Below are 19,211 nucleotides of genomic sequence, written 5' to 3'. Positions count from 1 at the left end.
GCGAAATCCTCTCAACGGCGTGGTAGATGAACTCAGGATATTTTTAGTCTGCCCATGCGGAGCGAGCTGAGTACCATTGCTCGTCGGGGGGTTCAATCGGTACCCCAATCACTCTTTGAAAATTCTGAATCGCACTTAAGTTCACTCAGCCAATGTTGCCCGGCGTCGAATCGGAATTGCCGCACGATGAAAAATTGGTCACCGGGTTAGGGCACGCCCTTCACGCACTAACAGCAACTTGACCATCCCGCTTCGCAATCTCAGTTGCGGCTGATCTCTTCGCGGGCTAGCACCGGCCCAGTATTTTTCCACAATAAATTAGTGTCACCGACGGAGAACATGATCCGGCTTGCATCTTAGCTTAACATCGGCTGTACCGGCCGCAGTCAAATGCCCGTTGTGGAAGAAAGCCGTTTTCTGACTATGATTTGGCGTCCCGCCTGTTGTATATTGAGACTTTCACAAGCCAAGATATTATATTTGTATGGGAGATCCTGCCGGAGCACAGTACAGCTACCTTATGTTCCTTTATCATAGTCGCCAGCCATCAATAAGGGTTGCTAAAAAATTCAAAACTTTTCTACAAATTATTTCATAAATAACCCATCTCAAATTAATCATGACGCAATTACTCTAACACCACAAATAACGTTCTGCATCACAGCTACGAACTCATCCACAGTCAACTATCCATTTATCCTCGCCCGCCATCTATTCGAAGTACGTTTTTTCAGCAATGTGACAATCCAGCCGCCGATCAATCATTCTATCAAGGCGTGCAGGTATGTGATTTGGCGCTAATATACACCTTCTAGTAGGCAGACATCCGCGGGGCGCTATCGAATCAAAATGAGGGATTATGGATGGCGACTCTCCATTATACGTCGGGTGGATCCGGCACGGACATTGCAAAGGCCGGATTCAATCTGGCTAGCGTGCAATATGTTGAGCAGGTCAATGAACTGCCGGAAGGCATGAAAGGCTTGGTGTACCTTGACGAGGCCAACGGCGTAACACAATCCTTTATCGACAAGGTTACACCTTTCCTAGGCAATCCGAACGTATTTGGGTTCTTCCTGGTTGACGAGCCGGATCCCACCGGCCAATGGGGTACTTACGCCTCCGCCGCAAATCTGAAGGCAGAATCCGACTGGATCCATGAGCATTTTCCAGGCGCCAAGACCTACATCACAATGATGAGCTTGGGGACGTCGGCGAATCCGGATTTTAGGGGCACGTACAATCCCGCCAATACGGGTATCGATTACTACGGCATAGATGTCTATCCCGTCCGCACGGATGGCCCGGTCGACTACAACATGATCGACAAATTCGTCGCCGCCGCTCAGGCATCGGGCATCCCGACGAGCCAGATCGTTCCGGGCTACCAGGCGTTTGGAGGTGGCGAGTATAACACCGACATGGGTGGCAAATATGTGGTGCCCACCGCCGCCCAGATGGAAATCATGATGGAGCACTGGGCCAAGCTGGTTCCGTCACCCGCCTTCGACTACGCATACGCCTGGGGTTCGCAGCGAGGCGACACAGCGTTGGAGAGCTCTTCGGAACTGCAGGCCGTTTTCCGGGAACACAACCTTGCAACGACGGGGACCACTCCGCCTCCCGTCGACACAAGCGACACCTTGTATGGCACCAGCGGCGACGATGTGTTTCATGGGGCCGGCGGCCACACAATGATCGGCTACGGCGGCAATGACACCTATTATGTCGATGATGTCCGCGATAAGGAGATCGAGGCGGCGGGCGGCGGTACCGACAAAGCACTCGCGTCAGTAAGTCATGCGCTTGCGGCTGGCTCCGAGATCGAACTTCTCGCCACCAACAGCCCGTCCGGCACGACGGCAATCAACCTCACAGGCAACGAGTTCACCCAGACCATCCAGGGCAATGCCGGTGCCAATGTCATCAACGGCCTCGGCGGCGCCGACACCATGACCGGCTATGGCGGCAACGACATCTATTATGTTGACAATGCCGGAGACAGGATAAATGAAGTGGCGGGCGGAGGCGCCGACAGGCTGCTCAGTACGGTGAGTTATGCCCTTTCGGCTGCCTCATCGGTGGAGCTTCTCGCAACCAACAATCCTTCTGCCACGACGGCAATCAACCTCACTGGTAATGCGTTCGCCCAGACAGTCAGGGGCAATTCGGGCGCCAACGTCATTGATGGTGGCGGAGGCGCCGATATCATGGTCGGCTATCGCGGCAACGACACCTACTTTGTCGACAACGCCGGCGACAGGGTGCACGAAGCGATGAATGCGGGCGCCGACAAAGTGCTCGCCTCGGTGAGCCACACGCTTTCGGCCGGCTCGCAGGTCGAGATTCTCGCCACCAGCAACCCGTCCGGCACAACTGTAATCAATCTCACCGGCAACGAATTCGCTCAGACGATCGTGGGTAATGCCGGCGCCAATGTCATCAATGGCGGACGGGGTGCCGACATCTTGACCGGTAACGGAGGCAATGATGCATTCGTGTTCAATAGCGCTCTTGGAGCCGGCAATATCGACAAGGTCACCGACTTCAACAAGCTCCAGGACAAGATCCACCTCGATGACGCCGTTTTTGCAGGGCTTAAGTTGGGTGGCCTTTCATCCGATGCTTTCTTTGCTGGTACGACCGCGCATGATAGCTCCGACCATATCATCTACAACAGCTCAACCGGAGCGCTCTCTTTCGACAGCGACGGGATCGGAGGCGCAGCTCAAATACAGTTCGCCACGCTTGCTCCAGGTCTGTCGCTTGCAGCAGGTTCGTTTCTTGTGATCTGAACGACCCAGAACGGCGGACCTTCTCATCGAGCCGGTCCGCCGCTCTGTCTTTGTTAAAGCACCGGATTTTCCTTGAGGTCGCCGAGGAAGGCAGCTCTCTGCGCGCGGCCCGGCGCGCCGATATCGATCACCGCCAACGGGCAAAGTTGCAGATCTGGATTGGCTTGCCCCAGATCCGCAGCTTACGGCAGACGGCACTTTCAGGAGCGCGGTTGGCATCTGCCCGGACAACGGCAATCCTGCCCTGCCGATCTTCATCGAGTTCCCGCGTGATCGGTATTCCTTCTGACGGCCGTCCGACCGGCATAAACCTGGAACACTTATCCCGGCTTCAGGCTTCGCCGGGTTCTGATAAACGCCCCGTCTTGTCATGAACCGGATCAGCATCGGCCCTATCAGCTTTGCCGGATCGGCAACTACCTGTCCGGTCTCGCAGACCGAGCAATTCAGCATGGGCGACCAGATCGCGATGTACGGCTCCGGGGCAGTTCGACCGTGATCTTGACCGGACGGTCATCGGGAATGGCGGAGAGTTTCAGCTTGGTGGTGACGGATCCTTCGGCGCCGCATCCGGTCAGCACCAAAGCCTTCGGCGATGCGCATCAGGTCGCTGAGCGCTGAACGGATTTGCGCCCAAGGAAATTCGGAGCATTCCTCCCATGCCTCGCCCTCGCGTAATACGGCATCGAGCTTGCCTGCCACACCGGCGATAGTGGTGGCGGGAGTCGCTGAGAACGCTTGCAGCAGATCTTGCATTTTCTCGCCTGCCTGGCGCTCAGCGCTGAAGGCGGCGGTATAGCCGATTTCCTCCGCGGCCGCATCCCAGCGTGCCTGATGCGCCGCGAAATCAGCTTCGGCCCTATCGCGGAGAGCCGCCATATCCGGCGCTTTGCCGAGCAGTTCATTGAGCATCTCGATCGAATGGACCGTCACCTGCTCACCCTCGGCTAGGCGCACGGTCGCACAAGGAAAGCCGACGCTCTCGACAAGCCTTGTCTCAAGGCGCTGCTGCTCGCGGCAATGCCGTTCGGTCTGTTTGCGGACTCTCTCCCATTCCCGCCAAAGCGCCAGCGCAGGATCAGAGCGCGCATTCGAGCTTTCGGCGCCGCTTACGGACGCGTTGCCTTCGAGCGTCCACGCGGAGGTGGCTACGATCGTTCCCGCAAGCACTCGCCTGCGGGTGACGTAAGGCAGAGTCATGATATTGTCGGAATCAGCCATGATCCGAGCTCCAGTCAGGTTGGGCTGTGGTCAGGCTGACTGGGGTGTTGGCGCACTCTGGCCAGCCGCCGCACTTGCGATGCAAGTGCAATGCACGTGCATATTTATGCGCCTTTTGAAACTGAATATCAAGCCCCAGAGCGAAAATGACAAAAAAGCCGTTCACCACCCGCCTTGATCCGCCGGTGTTGGCGTTGGCACAACAACTTGCAGAAGCGGAGCGGCGTTCTATCACCTCGGTGATAGAACTCGCATTAATCGAGTACGCAGAACGGCGGGGAATCAAGATAAGTGCGAAGGAAAGGGAATAGTCAGAGCGAGCTGGCGGACGCCGCCAAGGTATCGAGTTGGCGAGCACGCATACGATTACATGGAGCAAAAATCAGTCGACGGCCCGGCTGGCCAACGGTGGGTGATTGGCACGTTTCCGGCCCCTGCCCCCGCGCTCGACCGCCAACGATAGATCAAACCTAATGCTGCCCATCGTATCGTAGACCGGCAGGCGCACTCTTCTCACAATCTCATCGAAACAAGATCGACAAGTATCGTTACAATCGATCTTGCCAATGCGGAACGGCTCGCTGCCAGCGAATTCAGCAGCTCTGGCCGACATTGGCTAAACCATAGCGGCGGATTCTCGACCTTTACTCCGCCGCTCCCCGCTCAGGTCCCGGGCAAGAATATCAGTTCGCTGAAGATGTCATCCCATTCGATATCGCCCCAACCGAGGGGTAAGTGCAGGTCGCCTAGACCTAGACTAGCGCTGCATCCTCCTGCGGCAGGTAAATTCGATGGAGGCCCTTCGGGCGCCCTAAGGAATCATGGACATGCAGGTGCCCCGCGACCGGCGCCGTGGCCCGCAATTGAGCGCGGAAGTTCAGGCCACCACGGGCGGATTCGATATAAGCGTGACTGAAATCGATAAGCGCCACCAGGTTCGAATGGCCGACCGCCTTTACCGTCTGCGCCACCTCGGCCGGGGTCTGCCGGCGCTGACTTGGGTCCATGGCGAAGAGGTTCTCAAAGGCGATGCGCACACCATAGAGCTTGCTGAACTCAGCGAGCTCGAGCAACGCTTCGCGTTCGCGTTCCTCGAAACCGGGACCATCGAGAATCTGGTCGGCGCGAAGATGCCCGCTATGCTGGACAAGCACGCGCGCATCGATCCGATCGCAGAGTTCGACCAAGGCCTTGGCTGCATCAATCTGGTAACGACAGACCGCCGGGTCCATGAGGTTCGATGAGACGACGCCGTGAACCGTATAGCGGAAATCGAATTGGTGGTCAGTGCGACAAGCCTCTCGGCTCTCTCAGGGATGACGCGGCCACCCGCTATGAGATCGAGGGTCGTCAGGCCCAGTTCGACGGCCTCGACGCCCATATAAGCAAAGCTGCGAAGGTCCGCTTCAATGCTCTCCAACCCGCCATTGGGGGAGATTGAGTTAAAACCTGTGGCGATAATGTTGCTCATATGCATCCCCCGATGACGGGCGGCCAGGAGTCCCAGCCGGTCCGTATCACTGCTAGGTGAGATGGCAATTGCTGAACCGATGCCACTCTCGAAACGAGTCTTCGTTCGCCCCCAGGTGCGATCGAGCGGTCTACCGCTGTGATCAGTAGGCCTACATTAACGCGGATCCGACCGAAGCGACGTCGAGTCTCACGAAGCAGGCTGCCTGCCCCGGACCTGCAAGCTCTCAAGAGCACCTCTCGTTCCGAACAGACTTCATACAGAGAATCCCTTTCTCAGGCTAAACTATTACGGTTTCAAGCAAATCATCCTGTCATCCTGGCGAATTCATCAGCCTCAGAGCTGGTGGAACTGGCAAGATGCGCCGCATGAGGCAAATCATTCGAACGTCAGAGGCCCAGCCTCTGCAGAGTTTCCGGGTTTTAAGTTTCATTGGTGCGGCGTGCTCGCAGAGCCCACGAAAAGACCGGTGAAGTTCGCAACACGTTGAATTCTCGGCGACACGCAGAGGTTACAGCCCGCCTGTATGCACCCGCAATGGCTCAGATTTGTCCGGGTACGGTCTACTCGGCGCCTGGAGAAGGCGAAGATTCTCGGATCGAGGCGCTTAGGCCACTGCGCCAGGGCGGAGCGATCAGATTCGTGTCATACCGTCAGAGGCAAGACACTCGCAATTGGGGGAACAGATGAAGGAAGAGAACGACGTTGAGAAGCTGGTGCGCACGCTGCGTGCTCGAGCACCTGATGACGCGGCGGTATTGCTGGCCCGAGAGTCTCCCGAGTTCATTCGGGACACACTAAAGTTGTTGCCGGACCGGCACGCCCGGAAGGTGGTGGAGCATTTGCCGCCGCATATGCGGCCTATCAAGCCTCATGGCGATGGCAAGGACCCAGCGATCCCCGAGTCGCTCGTCGAGCTGATGGACCCGATTCCCGCCAGCGTTCCTGTCGGCACGACGGTAGCCGCCGCAGTGGAGGCCGTCAGACGCACCCAGGTGCCGACCGAGCTCACTTATCTCTACGTCACCGACCAGGGCGACAAACTGGTTGGCCTCGTGGTCCTGCGCGATCTGATGCTGAGCGAAGCGGACGCCACGGTGGATCAGATCATGCTGCCGAAACCGTTCGCCCTTCCCGTCAGTATGTCTTTGAGCGACGCATGCAAGGCGGCGGTACGCCGTCACTACCCTATCTATCCCGTGGTAGACGCGGAGAACCGGCTGCTCGGGCAGGTTCGCGGCTGGCGGCTGTTCGAGCAGCAAATCATCGAGATTTCCGCCCAGTCTGGCCAGATGGTGGGTGTCCAGAAGGAGGAGCGTTCTTTTACGCCGCTGATTTCAGCCTTCTTGAAGCGTCATCCGTGGCTGCAGCTGAACCTGCTGACGGCCTTCATGGCCGCTTTCGTGGTCAGTTCGTTCACAGGCACGATCGAAAAGATCGTCGCCTTGGCAGCGTTCCTCCCGGTCTTGGCCGGGCAGAGCGGAAACACCGGCTGCCAGGCACTGGCTATGACGCTGCGTGGCCTTGCCCTGGGCGATGTGGACAAACGACCGAAGCTGCACCTGGTGATGAGGGAGGGCGCGCTCGGGATCGCCAACGGCGTGCTCGTCGGTCTTGTGGCGGCTGCGGCCATGTGGTTCTACGCCTCGCGGCAGCCGGAGTCGGCAGCCCAGGCGCCCATGCTGGCACTTGTGATCCTGCTCGCAATGTCTGGATCGTGCCTGATGTCCGGAATCTCCGGCGTGCTGATCCCGCTGGGCCTGCGCCGGGTCGGCGCCGATCCGGCGGTCGCTTCGGCGATCTTTCTCACCACCGTCACCGATATCGTAGGCATGGGCCTGATGCTTGGGCTCGCCACCATGCTCGTGTTGTAGTTTTGGCGTGTCCGCCGATGCGCGTCCTGCACAGGACGCGGTCGACGGGATCATCACCGTTGGATTTTTGGAGCTTTGAACCACCGTGACTGAGCAGGTTGCGATACAGACGGATTTTGCGCGTAATTTAAGCGCGGGCATGGGCTTTCTGGCCCAGGAACTCACCGCGGGCGTGACGACCGCGGGCGTAGCATTGCCGATGTGCGTCTCCTCCGGCGTCCTTGCCCTATCACCGCTCGGCGCAGATCGGGTGGCGGAAGGCGCGCTTGCCGGCGTCATCGCTGCCATTGTCGGCGGCATTGTCGCGTCCGCATTTCAACGGTCGTGCTTCGTGACGACCATGCCCAGCAACTCGCTGATCCAGGCGAGCCTGCTGGGATCCCTGTTGGTCGCTCTCGACGGCAACACGACACAAGCGCTGCTTGCCTTCGTCGGTTGCGTGATGCTGACCGGCCTATGGATGATGCTTATCGGCGCGACCGGACTCGCCCGGATCGTCAAGCTTGCCCCCCATCCGGTTGTCGCCGGGTTCGTCTCGGGCGTCGGAATCCTGGTCATCAAGAGCCAGACGCCGATGCTTCTCGCAGTCTCCTCCTGGAGCGGCATCATGGCGGCGGACTTCAGCCTGGCGACGATCACAAGACTTCCATTCGGTCTTGCGCTGATCGCGGCCATGGCGATGATCACGCGGCATGCGCCCAAAATTCCGGCGCTGCTTGCCGGCCTGATCATCGGCTATGTAATCTACCATGCTGCCCGTCTGTGGGCGCCCGACATTGAGCTCGGGCCCGTTATCGGATCGATCGATATAGAGGGCTGGGCACCGGTAAGCATGATCGAGGCTGCCTCAACGCTCCGGCTGGGGCTGAAACATATCTGGTGGACCCTGATTGCGGGCTCGTTGACCTTGGCGATCGTGGGAACGCTCGACACCGTCTTTACCCTGCGCACTGCGCGCAATCTGGCCGACATTCAGGTCGGCCAGGACCGCGCCCTTGTCGGGCTGGGCATGGCCAATCTTGTCTCTCCCATGATGGGCGGGCTGTTCGTATCCACGTCGGCCGCGCTGACCGCCGCCAACTACCGTGCCGGCGGGCGCATGCGCACCTCGACGTTTGCGAGCCGGGCGGTGCTGCTTGCGGCCATCCTTGCGTTCCCGAATCTGATCTTCTCGATGCCGCTGGTTGTGCTGTCCGCCATTCTGGTCTTCGTCGGCATCAATACCATCGACCGTTGGGCACTGCGGACGGCGCGGCAGGCACTTCTCGGCGACAGCGCGGCGGGCCGCAGCCAGGCACGGCGCAATATGGCCGTGGTCGCCGCTGTGGCGCTCGCCACAGTCCTTGGCCAACCCGTTATCGGCGCCGTGGTCGGCGTGGCGCTGGCCTGCATTGTCTTCATGATCGAAATGAGCCGACCGGTGGTGCGGCGCAAGGAGATCGTCGGCAAGACGCGCTCCAGGCGCATTCGCTCCACTGCTCAGACCGAGTTGCTGGCGATTCACGAGCGCGAGCTGGCAGTCCTCGAGCTGCAGGGCGTGCTGTTCTTTGGCAATGCCGATGAGCTCGCGGAGGAAATTGACCGGCTGCCCAGCGTGGTGCGGGTGATCATTCTCGATTTCCGCGCCGTCAGCGACGTCGACGCCTCCGGCGCGTTGACCTTGCAGCAGATCTCCGCTCGCTGTGCCCGGCGCGGTCAGCGATTGTTCTTCAGTGATCTCAGGGATGCCGAGGCCCTGGAGGAGTTTACGTCACAAAGCGATGGGCCCAACATCTACCCCGATCTCGAGGCAGCGCTGGAGCGCTTCGAGGAGGAAATCGTCGAGCGGACCGACAGTGCTGCCCGCTCGGTGATAGAGGTGCCGCTCGAGCGCACCGATTTCGGCATGACCATGGCGCCGGAAGATCTGAAGATGCTGATGAGCTATCTCGACCGCGTCGAGTTCCCCAAAGGCGCCGTGCTGTGCCGCGCTGGCGATCAGGCCGACCGACTGTGGATGCCGACGCGCGGCTGTATCAGCGTCTGGGTTGATGCGCCTGGCGGACGGCGGCGGCTGGCGAGCATCGGGGCTGGATGTACTGTGGGGGAAATGGGCTTCCTGACTGAGCGACCGCGCTCGACCGACGTCATCGCGGACGAGGACGTTGTTGCCTATGAGCTGACCTCGTCGGCCGCCAACAAGATATCAAAGGCCAGGCCGCATATCGCGCAAGCCGTGTTGAGAAGCATTGCCCGCCAGCTCTCCGATCGCCTCCGCAATGCGACGGAAGACCTTCGGATGAGCCATATGTGACATCGATGGGTCAGGCAGCGACCAAATGCGCGCAGAATCACGCGAACTATATTGATCTTGAAGAACGCTAGATTCGCTATCCGGAGATGAGTTTTGTTAGTTTATACCGCTATCTAATACTTCGGCCAATACAGCAACGCTGCGAAGATGTTCTGGCAACCGGCGCAGCCGAAATGTGAATTAACCCGATTGTTTGTTGCGCGGCTGCAACAGCTGCTGAAAACTCGGACGATTTCGTCACAGGTCAGTCGCCTTTTTCTTGTAGTCGTGCTAAATCGTTCGCACTAGTCGGGTTTGGGGTGGTTCTCGGCATGCAATCTTCGTTTCCAGCTATCTTCGGCTTCGCCGCGGCGCTGCTTTGTACCGGCGTATTGCCGGCCGGCGCGCAGGGTCTCTTTCCGGCCTATGACGATGCGTTTTCGGCCCGCATAGCCAGTCCGGCCGACAATGGAACGCTCGCCCAATTCGTCACAGTTGCCGTCAACGCGGGACAATACGATCAGGCGATCTCCTCGATCGAGCAGTATCTGATCAAATATCCCCGCGATGCGCGCGCCCGGCTGGCGGCCAGCCGGTTGTACTATCATGTCGGCTCCTATGAATTGGCTCGGCGGCAGGTGCAGTACGGCATGGAAGTCGGCGGCCTGACCGCAAGTGAGCAGCAGGAAGCTGTTCGCCTGCTCGCCCGCATCGAGCGCGCGTTGCGTGGCGTCACCTGGGAACTCGCCCTGACCGGCGGCGTGTTCAGCGCATTTACCGATTTTGAGCCCGGCGGGGCGCAGGACGACGACAGCTTCGTCTCGCCCTATGGGCGGGCGGAAGGCTTTGTCCGATGGGACCTCGGTACGCCAAGTGCCGACGCTCTCGTTCTTTCGGGGTCATTGACGGCGACACAGCGCTTTTTCACGCCAGACCTGTCGGTTCCGGGTGGCAAGGAGACCTTCATCCACGGCAACGCCGCGATCACCTGGGACAAGGGGCTGCCCAACAGTGGGATCGATTCGCTGCGCCTGCTGCTTTCCGCCTTCACAGTTACGGATCGCTTCGACAGCGATATCCAGGAAACCGGCATCGGCGTCAGTGGGCGCTTTCTTGTGCGCCCGACGGTCGAGACGACGCTCTTCGCCGGTGGCGGCTACATCGATCTAAGCGCCTCGCAAGGCATTTTCGCCGATAGCAGGGTTTTCTATGAGGCAGGCGGCAGCTACCGCTTCCGCAATGGCCAGGCGCTCGGACTGCGCTTTGTCGGCTCGAATGACTTCGCTTCCGGATCTGAAATCGGCCGCAGCTACACGGGCGAGGTCCGCTATGGCGGCCTGTTGATGAATGTACCGGATCTTTTCGCATGGTCGCACCAGGTCGCCTTCTCGGCCGGACATAGCGACGCTCCCGATCTGTCCGTCGGCATCGGCACAAGTATCAAGAGCGACTTCTGGCGCATTGCCTCGGAAAGCGATTTTCAGCTGACGGAGTCGCAGAAGATCAGCGTCGATCTCGCCTATCGCGAAACCAACTTCGACATCGCCAGCCGCGACCGAAAATCGTTCGAAATGCTCATGAGCTACACGTTGACGCTCAATTGAAAGAGGCCGCGATGAGGACCCCGTACCGTCAGATCGCCATTTTTGTCGCCTGCCTTGCCTTCGCGGCACCATCCGCCGCTGAGACGGTCGGGTCGATGACGGCCTACCAGACCAACATCGTCCGCAACAACGGCGGGACTATGAACGTCGGCGCGGGCGTCGAACTCGGCGACCAGCTGCGCAGCAATCCCACTGGTCTTGGAATGCTGGTGTTCCGGGACGAATCGAGCGCCAAGATTGGTCCGAACACCAGCCTGACGATCGATGAATTCGTCTACAATCCGGGCTCCGGATCGGGAAAGATCGACATCGGGATGAACAGCGGCCTGGCCCGTTTCTATGGCGGCCAGGTTTCGAAAGGCGGCGTCATGCAGGTTGCGACGCCGCACATGGTGCTCGGGGCCAGAGGCGGCATCATCGAAGTGCTGGTGGCAGCCGGCCAGACCGTCGGCATACTGCGCGCCGGCCGCATGACCTGCACGATGAATGGCAAACGGCTGGTCATCACAAACCCGGGCTTCGCCTGCACGTCGGAAAATGGCAAGCTGCTGACCGGCTACGGCGGAATCGACACCTTCCCGATATTGGACAGCATCGACCGGATAGCCGGCACCGGCCTGCCAGGCGCACCGGGTCCGGGATTGGACGTAAGCGCGATTTGTGCGTCGGCACTCGGCGGCTCGCTCAAGGTCTGCGACTCCACCGACGGCGCATTGCCAGGAGTGGTCATGGAGTTCCCCGACAGCCCAACGCCACCTGCCGGTGGCGGGGTGAAGGATGAGGGCGATGGCGATGGCGAGGGCTGCGACTACTACTGCAATTAGGCCCGGCCGCACGACATGAGCCTTTTGGCCGGTTGGCGCTGGGCTGATTGGCGGCAAGCTGGCAGGCGCAAAATATCCGGCCTTGTGGTCGTGCTCCTGCTGCTCGCTTGCCATTTGGCTTTTGACGGGCCGTTGTCGCGCCTGCGTGAGCGGACGTACGACTTCTACCAGTTTCTCGCCCCACGCCAGGCGACGAGCAATCCTGTCGTGATCGTCTCGATAGACGACGCCAGCCTCAAGGCACATGGGCGATGGCCCTGGAACCGTGGCCTCTTGGCCGATCTGGTCGATGGCATCACCGCATCCGGCGCGGCGGTGGTCGGGCTTGCGCTGGTACTCCCCGAGGCCGACACCTCGCCTGAGGGCATCGGCGGAGACAAGCGCCTGGCAGCGGCGCTGGCGAAAAATCGAACGGCGCTTGCCGTCAGCCTGGGCAACGAGGCGACGGTTTCAGAAGCAGAGCCCAAAGCCGGCTGGTCGATCGTCGGGCAAGTACCCGACACACTTCCCGGCTTCACCGGCCTGACCGGCTCGCTTGCCGAATTCTCGAACGCCGCCGCGGGCCTCGGCGTAATTCGCACCTTGCCCGACCCCGACGGCGTACTGCGCCATGTGCCGCTGCTGTGGCTTCGCAACACCGCTCAAGGCGTGCAGCTGTGGCCGTCCTTCGCGCTCGAACTCCTGCGCCTTTATGCCGGACAGGACGGCTACATAGCCCGCCTGAATGCCGCGGGGTTTAATGCACTCAGGATGGCTGGCGCCATTGTGCCGCTCGAGCCCGAGGGGAGCATCCGGCTATGGGAAACCGCCACCGACACGCCGCGCCTATCTGCCGGCACTATCCTTTCGGGCCATGGCGATCCGCGGCTGCGGGACGCCATCGCCATTGTCGATTTGTCGGCCGTGGGACTGACGCAGTACCTGCCCACCCCGACGCGTCCAGCGCGACCAGGCGCGGACATCCACGCCGATGCAATCGGCCAGATGCTTGCCGGGCGCTACCTGGCAGAGCCAACGCACGCGCGTATGCTCGAGCGGCTCTGGTTTGTCCTCAGTGCCGTCGTTTTCATCGGACTTTCCGGAGTGCTCGCCTGGCGTGTCGTGCTTGGTGCCCTGGCTCTCGTGCTGCTGGCCGTCACGCCGTTCGTGTTCGGCGCTCTCGAATACAGCCTGCAGGGTGCACTCTATGACCCGCTGCAGCCGGCGCTTGCGACGATCCTGGTAGCCGGCTTCGAAGGCTATGTTCTCTACAGGCGCAGCGAGCAGCGCCGGTCCACCCTGGCACGGCAGTTCTCCCAGTATCTGTCGCCTTCCGTGGTGCAGCGCCTCGCAAGCTCGGACACCGAAGCGATCCTGTCCGGCGAGAAGCGCGAGATCACGATCCTGCTCAGCGACATACGCGGCTTCACGACGATGAGCGAACAACTCGATACCCAGGAAATCGCCAAGGTGGTCAATCACTTCCTCGGCATTGCGACCGATGAGATCCTCAAGCGCGACGGCACCATCGACAAGTTCATGGGCGATGCGGTGCTCGCCTTCTGGAACGCGCCGCTTGATCAGCCGGACCATCGCGAGCGCGCGCTCGACGCGGGGCTTGCCCTGATCGAACGGGTGAAGCGTGAAGACGCCGCCTTCACCGCGGACGGCCACCCCTCCATCGCAATCGGCGTCGCCATCGAGACCGGCATCTGCTCGGTAGGCAATTTCGGCTCCGAACGGCGCTTCGATTACACCGCGATCGGCTCCCCGGTGAACCGCACGGCACGGCTCGAGTCGACGACCAAGAAGCTGGGCATCCCCCTGGTGCTTGGTCCCGGCTTTGCGGCAGGAGCATCGATGCCGGTCGTCCAGGCAGGCGCCTTTGAGCTCCAGGGTTTCAAGGGCGAGGTGCCGGTTTTCACCGTTCCGGAGATGCAAGCTGCTCACCAAGGTATGAGCCGCGAAGTAGAGAGCCAACGTGGTGAGCAATCTGGCGCCCCTGCCGTGGTGGTTGGTTCGCCGCCATCCGTGCAAATGGCACCGCCTGATCTTGCACCCCGAACCCGAAGCACACGCTGACCGGATCCAGCGGATGGCAGGGGTGCCGACCTGCTTTGTGAATTAATACTGCTGGGGAGGCCTAGGTGTCATCAAACGGCCCTTTAATTGCGGGTGGCTGTCAATCCGGATCAGCGCGACAGCCGATGAGACGCGGATAGACGGCGAAGGGATCCGTCGAGGTAACCCCGGCAATGATTGTCGAGGCCGCCGAATTTTCGAGCGAGAAGATAGGCCGTGTTATCCAGTTCACCACGAATGGCAGCACGGCTTCGTTGAGTTCGCCGGCGCCATCATGTGGAGGCAGCGCGTGGTTCAGATTGTTTATCCTCGCCGCCGGATCATGCGCTCGGGATGTTCCCAAGAGCATCCAGCCGTAGCACTCCCCGAGCTGCCCTAACGAGAGAGTTCGCTGGGCCGGGATTATGGCCGTTATGAACCTGACGCAATCGATGCAGCTGGCGCTGGCCTCGTCGGGCGCGTGGGCGGTCTATCGACATCAATCGGTCGCCGCGGATGTTGGGATGCGCAGGCGTCGGCGTACGTAGCGCCGATGCGCCTTGGGCATGTGGGCGTTGACAGTGACATGGCCGCAGCGACGTGTTTCAGACGCCGAGCAATTCCAAGGACTGAGCACCAGAACCGAACCTTCCGACGGATTTTCGCGAGCTGCATTCCTCCCTCCCCTCCTTATCAAAACCGCCGCTCGCGAATTCGCTGGCCAGTATATCTGCGATATGATATACATATATCACTCAGAGGATATACAAATGCCGCTCTTCATTCGCGATCCCGACGTCGATGCCATGGCCGTCGAGCTGCAGCAGATTACCAACGCGCGCAGCAAGACCGAGGCCGTCAGAACCGCCTTGCGCCATGAGATCGAGCGCAACCGCGGCAGCGTCCCGCTGCGCGAGAGACTTGTCAAAGTCAAGGAAATGGCACGGCGGATCGGGCCGGCCAACCCTGATTTCGATATGAAGAAATTCACCGACCAAATGTGGAGCGACGACTGATGTTCATCGATGCCTCGGTGATCGTTGCCATCCTGAACGAGGAACCTGGCGCGGAAGAACTGGAAAAGCGGCTCGCGGCCGCGACCAAGCCGCTGTATATCTCCCCGCTCGTCCGGTTCGAGGCAGTCCAGGGTCTCGCGCGAGCATCGGCCGAAGCCATCAAAAAGAACGCCAAGCCCACGGCCGACATGCTGGCGCAAGCCCGTGAGACCGTCGACGCCTTTTTGATCGAGATCGCCGGCAAGGAAATCATGATGTCCGGCGACATCGGCGACCGGGCGATCGAAGCCAGCATGAAATACGGCAAAGCAGTCGGGCACAAAGCCGATCTCAATTTCGGCGATTGTTTTGGCTACGCTTGCGCGAAGGCTCACCGGCTTGCCCTGCTTTACAAGGGCAATGACTTTTCACAAACTGATCTGGCGTAAGGCTTTCCTGGCCTTGCATCGCGGCGCGAGAGCCGATGGGCCCTTTTGCATGCTTTGGGCGAATCGTCGTCTTTCATGGTTAAACGCAATATTACGAGGAACGTTCGCTGCAGTCTTCGGCACGATCACCGTCCAGGCACAGCGGGCAGACGGCATCTTCTGGGTGCTGCGATCGGGTGCGCCATGCCGCGATCTTCCAGGGGGCGATACGGCCCACGCACCACCTGCTACAATCGCTTCGTTCGATGGCGGAAAGCAGGTGTGTGGGACCGCCTCATGCATGGCATCACCAAAGCCCATGATGCAACGGTGCAGATGATCGATACCTCCATTGTTCGCGTCCATCAGCAAGGCGCGACAGCAAAAAGGGGGATCGAGATTATTGTCTCGGTCGTTCCCGATGCGCGCTGACGACCAAAATCCATGCTCTTGTCGACGCCGAAGGCAGGCCGATCAAGCTGACGCTCACGGCAGGTCAAATGAGTGACATCGCCTACGCAGCGGACTTGATCAAGGATTTGCCCGAGGGTGCCATGCTGCTCGCCGACAAGGGCCTATGATGCCACGCCTTGCGCAATGCCGTCACCGCGCAAAAGGCATGGGCCAACATCCCGCCCAAGGCCAACCGCAAGGACCCGATGTGCTTCAGCCCCTTTCTCTACAAGGCCCGCAACCTCGTCGAACGTTCTTCAACAAGGCCAAGCAGTTCCCTCGCATCGCAACTCGATATGACAAGCTGGCAGAAAACTACCTTGCTGCCCTGAAACTCGTGTCAACTCGCATCTGGCTACGCGGTGATGAGTCTACGTCCTAGCGTTTTGCGTGCCCTGCCCGGTTGTCATTCGCCGCGCATGGTCGCCTGGAACGTCGGCAGGTGCTTCTTCTGCGCCTCGAGCATTTTCTCGCGATAGACGCCATAGATGACGTCGGTGTCGTGCAGTGTGACGCCGGCAATTGTCGGCGAGGCAAAAACCGGCAGTTCGATGCCGCGTTTCGAAAGCGCCTCGGCGGTGCGCGCGATCAGCTCATGCGCCAGGATCATGGCAAGCACGGTCGACGAACCGGAGACCGGCCGGCTCCAGCCCTCGACCGGCACGATGGCATCCTCGATCGGCGAGCAGGTGTCGATGACAAGGTCGGCGGCATCGGCAAGCCGTTTGCCGGAAGAGTGCGTCGCCGGCTTGTCGAGATTGTTCTTGCTAGTTATCGCAACGACGAAGATGCCACGTTTTTTCGCGTAGAGCGCGGTGTCGATGCCGGACGAATTGCGGCCGCTGTGGCCAAAGATGATGATCGAATCGCCTTTGTTCAGCGGCTGGTGGTCGAGGAATTTCTCGGCGTATTTCTCGGTCCGCTCCAGCCACAGAAGTTCGCGCACGCCGCCGGCGCCGAGCACGTTATGCCACATGACACGCGGGTCGGTCAGCGGATTGAAGCCGACATAGCTGCCGTAGCGCGGAAACACTTCCTGGACCGGCAACACCGAGTGGCCCGAGCCGTAAAGATGAACCAACCCGCCGCTCTCGAGCGTGTCGGCAAAGCGGCTGGCCGCTTCGCCAAAGGCTTCGGCATTGGCTTTCGAGGCCTGTTCGATGAGGGCGGCAAGGCGGGGTATGTAAAGATCGGACACGTGGGTACTCCTGTTATGTGTCGGCTTCGGTAATGGCTCAGCTTCGTGCGTTTGGCGGGGCGCGGCCGGCACGCAGCGTCGAGCGGATTTCGTAGCGGTCGCCACGCATCACCGAGACGGTGAATTCGAACGGGCCGCGCTCGTCGGTGGTGATGCGCTCGACCACGAAAGCGGGACTCCCCGTGGGCAGATCGAGCAACTCGGCATCCGCCGCCCCGACCGCGCCGACACGGTAGTTTTCGCGCGCTGCGACCGGCACGATGCCATAGTGGCGTTCCAGTGCTTCGTAGAGCGAGCCCTGCAACAGGCCGGCATCGAGAAAGCCCGGCACGCGCGCGGCCGAGAGCTGCGCCGTCTGGATGCCGATCGGCTCGTTGTTCCCGAGCCTGAGCCGCCGGATGCGCACCACCGGGTCGCCCTCCTCGATCTCCAGCGCTCCGGCCGCGGCGGCATTGGCGGTGGTCAGGCTGCAGTCGAGCAAGCGCGAGCCGGCGACCACGCCCATATTGCCCATTTCCTGCGTGAAGCTGGTGAGTTCGCGGGTGCCGGCGACCAGCGTAGTTGAGCGCACGAAGGTGCCACGGCCATGTTCGCGCCTGAGCAGCCCGTGCTCCTCAAGATTGCGCAAGGCGTGTCGCAGCGTGATGCGGCTCACCCCGAACAAGGCGCATAATCTGTCTTCGGCCGGAATCTGGTCGCCGGTCGCCCACTCGCCGCTCTTGACGATGGCGCGGATGGCCTCTTCCACCTGATACCAGAGCGGCTCGGGCCTTCGGCGGTCGGGTTGCTGAAAGCTCGGCTCGCTCATCTTATCTGCCTCCACTGTGCTCCGGCGAGACCGGCCAGCGAGGCGCCGACGAGACCGGCGCGGGAGCCGAATTCGCCGGACCGCAGAACGACATCGCGCAGATGCGGCGGCAGCTGACGCCGCAATGCCGTAAGCAGCGGCGGCCCTATCACGTCCAGCGCATCGGCAAGGCCGCCGGAAATCAGGACTGCCTGAGGATCGAGCAGCGCGACCGCACCCGCAAGGGCAGTGCCCAGCCGGCGCGCCGGCAGCTCCAACGCGTCAAGTGCGGCCGTTTTGCCAGCCCGGGCGGCCTCGACCAACCTGCCGCCATTGGCCAACCCGATCTGACGCGCCGCGGCATCGAACGCTCGCCCAGAGGCGAAGCGCTCTAGCCAGCCGCTGCGGTCCTCGCCTTCATCCTCGATGTCGGCGCAGGCCCAGCCGAATGAGCAGGCGCCGCCACCTGCGCCGGCGACGATGTGGTTATTGGCCAGAACGGCGGAGCCGATACCAGTTCCGATCGCCAGCAGGATGGCATCGGAGAGGCCCTTTGCGGAACCTTCGACTGCTTCGGCGAGCATGGCGACCTGCGCGTCATTGCCTATGGCGACACGCAGGCGAGGAAACAAGGCCGCGATGTCGATGCCATCGAGATAAGGCAGGTTCGGAACCCAGCGGCAGACCGAGCCCTCGACAAGTCCGGGCACCGCCACGCCGAGTGCCTCGACCAGGCCTGCCTCGGCGAGCAACGCACCGATACGGGCGACAAAGGCATCAAGGCTTGCCGGCGCAGGCTCGCGGCTCAGCATCTCCAGCCAGCGAACATCACCGGTGTGGACAGCGGCGCGCAAATTGGTGCCGCCAAGATCGATGGCCAGAACGCGTGTCATCGAGAGCGGCTCCGACTGGCGACCGCCCGGTCCCCGGAGCGCCAGTTCCACAAGGCCACGGTGTTGTCGGCTCTGGTCGGTAGTGCGGTACAGACCCCGGTGCACGCCGCGGCAATGCCGCCGATCAGGCAGAGCGCAGCGCGTCGATGAATCATGATCGTCTCTCATTCGACATCGGCTTCCTTTGCGGCGGCTAAGTGTCATTATAACGACATGACTTCGACTGCAAGAGCCTTGCGGCACGTTTTGGGCATCTTCGGCAGGGAGAAACGGCTCGAATAATCTTACCTAACGAACTAGTTTCAATAAGCTATCTCTCTCATTGTAGGTCAGATGAAGAAATCGTCCGCAGCGCC

General features: G+C 60.7%; 15 protein-coding genes and 2 pseudogenes. 10 read left to right on the top strand and 7 right to left on the bottom strand.

Going from position 1 to position 19,211, the window contains the following annotated elements:
* Nucleotides 1-863: 863 nt before the first annotated feature.
* Nucleotides 864-2,795 carry a calcium-binding protein gene (locus tag NKH29_RS26075; RefSeq protein ID WP_353000883.1) on the top strand — a complete coding sequence of 644 codons (1,932 nt, stop codon included), beginning with the start codon at nt 864-866 and terminating at the stop codon, nt 2,793-2,795.
* Between the two features lie 446 nt (nt 2,796-3,241).
* Here the strand turns inward: NKH29_RS26075 and NKH29_RS26070 are convergent, their stop codons facing one another.
* Together NKH29_RS26070 and NKH29_RS26065 are read right to left on the bottom strand one after the other, a co-directional pair.
* Complete coding sequence (locus tag NKH29_RS26070; RefSeq protein ID WP_353000914.1) at nt 3,242-3,319, bottom strand: hypothetical protein; 78 nt, start codon at nt 3,317-3,319, stop codon at nt 3,242-3,244.
* Entirely contained in the window at nt 3,309-4,016 is a 708-nt protein-coding gene (locus NKH29_RS26065; RefSeq protein ID WP_352813356.1) for a hypothetical protein, read from the bottom strand. Before NKH29_RS26065 ends, NKH29_RS26070 begins: the two co-directional genes overlap by 11 nt.
* Before the next feature lie 146 nt (nt 4,017-4,162).
* Between NKH29_RS26065 and NKH29_RS26060 the strand changes: the two genes are divergently transcribed.
* On the top strand, nt 4,163-4,327 hold the full coding sequence (locus NKH29_RS26060) for a hypothetical protein (protein ID WP_352593088.1): 165 nt from the start codon (nt 4,163-4,165) through the stop codon (nt 4,325-4,327).
* A 355-nt stretch (nt 4,328-4,682) separates the two neighbouring features.
* Here NKH29_RS26060 and NKH29_RS26055 read toward each other — a convergent pair.
* A pseudogene (locus NKH29_RS26055) lies at nt 4,683-5,487 on the bottom strand (TIM barrel protein); the annotation flags it as partial.
* Between the two features lie 686 nt (nt 5,488-6,173).
* Between NKH29_RS26055 and NKH29_RS26050 the strand changes: the two are divergent.
* From NKH29_RS26050 to NKH29_RS26030, 5 genes are all read left to right on the top strand, one after another.
* Entirely contained in the window at nt 6,174-7,361 is a 1,188-nt protein-coding gene (locus NKH29_RS26050) for a magnesium transporter (RefSeq protein ID WP_353000881.1), read from the top strand.
* Nucleotides 7,362-7,500: 139 nt separating this feature from the next.
* Nucleotides 7,501-9,654: a SulP family inorganic anion transporter gene (locus tag NKH29_RS26045; RefSeq protein ID WP_353000879.1), complete on the top strand. Its 2,154-nt coding sequence runs from the start codon at nt 7,501-7,503 to the stop codon at nt 9,652-9,654.
* A 311-nt stretch (nt 9,655-9,965) separates the two neighbouring features.
* Nucleotides 9,966-11,237: a tetratricopeptide repeat protein gene (locus NKH29_RS26040; protein WP_353000877.1), complete on the top strand. Its 1,272-nt coding sequence runs from the start codon at nt 9,966-9,968 to the stop codon at nt 11,235-11,237.
* 11 nt (nt 11,238-11,248) lie between these two features.
* Nucleotides 11,249-12,061, top strand: coding sequence for a FecR family protein (locus NKH29_RS26035; protein ID WP_352938295.1), 813 nt, complete (start codon nt 11,249-11,251; stop codon nt 12,059-12,061).
* Between the two features lie 15 nt (nt 12,062-12,076).
* On the top strand, nt 12,077-14,122 hold the full coding sequence (locus NKH29_RS26030) for a CHASE2 domain-containing protein (protein WP_352938298.1): 2,046 nt from the start codon (nt 12,077-12,079) through the stop codon (nt 14,120-14,122).
* 100 nt (nt 14,123-14,222) lie between these two features.
* Here the strand turns inward: NKH29_RS26030 and NKH29_RS26025 are convergent, their stop codons facing one another.
* Nucleotides 14,223-14,465, bottom strand: coding sequence for a hypothetical protein (locus NKH29_RS26025; protein ID WP_352578507.1), 243 nt, complete (start codon nt 14,463-14,465; stop codon nt 14,223-14,225).
* Nucleotides 14,466-14,871: 406 nt separating this feature from the next.
* Here NKH29_RS26025 and NKH29_RS26020 point away from each other — a divergent pair, with 406 nt between their 5' ends.
* The 3 genes and pseudogenes from NKH29_RS26020 to NKH29_RS26010 all read left to right on the top strand — a co-directional run.
* Nucleotides 14,872-15,117, top strand: coding sequence for a type II toxin-antitoxin system VapB family antitoxin (locus NKH29_RS26020; protein ID WP_353000875.1), 246 nt, complete (start codon nt 14,872-14,874; stop codon nt 15,115-15,117).
* Entirely contained in the window at nt 15,117-15,545 is a 429-nt protein-coding gene (locus NKH29_RS26015; protein WP_353000873.1) for a type II toxin-antitoxin system VapC family toxin, read from the top strand. Before NKH29_RS26020 ends, NKH29_RS26015 begins: the two co-directional genes overlap by 1 nt.
* A gap of 148 nt (nt 15,546-15,693) precedes the next feature.
* Nucleotides 15,694-16,359 (top strand): annotated as a pseudogene (locus tag NKH29_RS26010) (IS5 family transposase); the annotation flags it as partial.
* Between the two features lie 24 nt (nt 16,360-16,383).
* Here NKH29_RS26010 and NKH29_RS26005 read toward each other — a convergent pair.
* The 3 genes from NKH29_RS26005 to NKH29_RS25995 are packed head-to-tail and all read right to left on the bottom strand — an operon-like array spanning nt 16,384 to nt 18,855.
* The gene (locus tag NKH29_RS26005; RefSeq protein WP_023722251.1) at nt 16,384-17,175 is read right to left on the bottom strand and encodes a sugar isomerase domain-containing protein; all 792 of its coding nucleotides are present in this window, start codon (nt 17,173-17,175) and stop codon (nt 16,384-16,386) included.
* Between the two features lie 37 nt (nt 17,176-17,212).
* Nucleotides 17,213-17,983 (bottom strand): GntR family transcriptional regulator, encoded by a 771-nt coding sequence (locus NKH29_RS26000; protein WP_353000871.1) that lies wholly within the window; start codon nt 17,981-17,983, stop codon nt 17,213-17,215.
* Entirely contained in the window at nt 17,980-18,855 is an 876-nt protein-coding gene (locus NKH29_RS25995; RefSeq protein ID WP_353000869.1) for an ROK family protein, read from the bottom strand. Before NKH29_RS25995 ends, NKH29_RS26000 begins: the two co-directional genes overlap by 4 nt.
* Between the last annotated feature and the right edge of the window lie 356 nt (nt 18,856-19,211).

The organism is Mesorhizobium sp. M1295 (assembly GCF_040318135.1).
GTDB lineage: Bacteria > Pseudomonadota > Alphaproteobacteria > Rhizobiales > Rhizobiaceae > Mesorhizobium.
Note: the sequence above shows the minus strand (reverse complement) of the source record. Positions and strands in the feature narration are given on the sequence as shown.

Excerpts from the sequence above, each read along its gene's own strand:
- NKH29_RS26075 (WP_353000883.1), top strand. The coding sequence starts at position 864 with ATGGCGACTCTCCATTATACGTCGGGTGGATCCGGCACGGACATTGCA.
- NKH29_RS26065 (WP_352813356.1), bottom strand. The coding sequence starts at position 4,016 with ATGGCTGATTCCGACAATATCATGACTCTGCCTTACGTCACCCGCAGG.
- NKH29_RS26060 (WP_352593088.1), top strand. The coding sequence starts at position 4,163 with ATGACAAAAAAGCCGTTCACCACCCGCCTTGATCCGCCGGTGTTGGCG.
- NKH29_RS26050 (WP_353000881.1), top strand. The coding sequence starts at position 6,174 with ATGAAGGAAGAGAACGACGTTGAGAAGCTGGTGCGCACGCTGCGTGCT.
- NKH29_RS26045 (WP_353000879.1), top strand. The coding sequence starts at position 7,501 with ATGGGCTTTCTGGCCCAGGAACTCACCGCGGGCGTGACGACCGCGGGC.
- NKH29_RS26040 (WP_353000877.1), top strand. The coding sequence starts at position 9,966 with ATGCAATCTTCGTTTCCAGCTATCTTCGGCTTCGCCGCGGCGCTGCTT.
- NKH29_RS26035 (WP_352938295.1), top strand. The coding sequence starts at position 11,249 with ATGAGGACCCCGTACCGTCAGATCGCCATTTTTGTCGCCTGCCTTGCC.
- NKH29_RS26030 (WP_352938298.1), top strand. The coding sequence starts at position 12,077 with ATGAGCCTTTTGGCCGGTTGGCGCTGGGCTGATTGGCGGCAAGCTGGC.
- NKH29_RS26020 (WP_353000875.1), top strand. The coding sequence starts at position 14,872 with ATGCCGCTCTTCATTCGCGATCCCGACGTCGATGCCATGGCCGTCGAG.
- NKH29_RS26015 (WP_353000873.1), top strand. The coding sequence starts at position 15,117 with ATGTTCATCGATGCCTCGGTGATCGTTGCCATCCTGAACGAGGAACCT.
- NKH29_RS26000 (WP_353000871.1), bottom strand. The coding sequence starts at position 17,983 with ATGAGCGAGCCGAGCTTTCAGCAACCCGACCGCCGAAGGCCCGAGCCG.
- NKH29_RS25995 (WP_353000869.1), bottom strand. The coding sequence starts at position 18,855 with ATGACACGCGTTCTGGCCATCGATCTTGGCGGCACCAATTTGCGCGCC.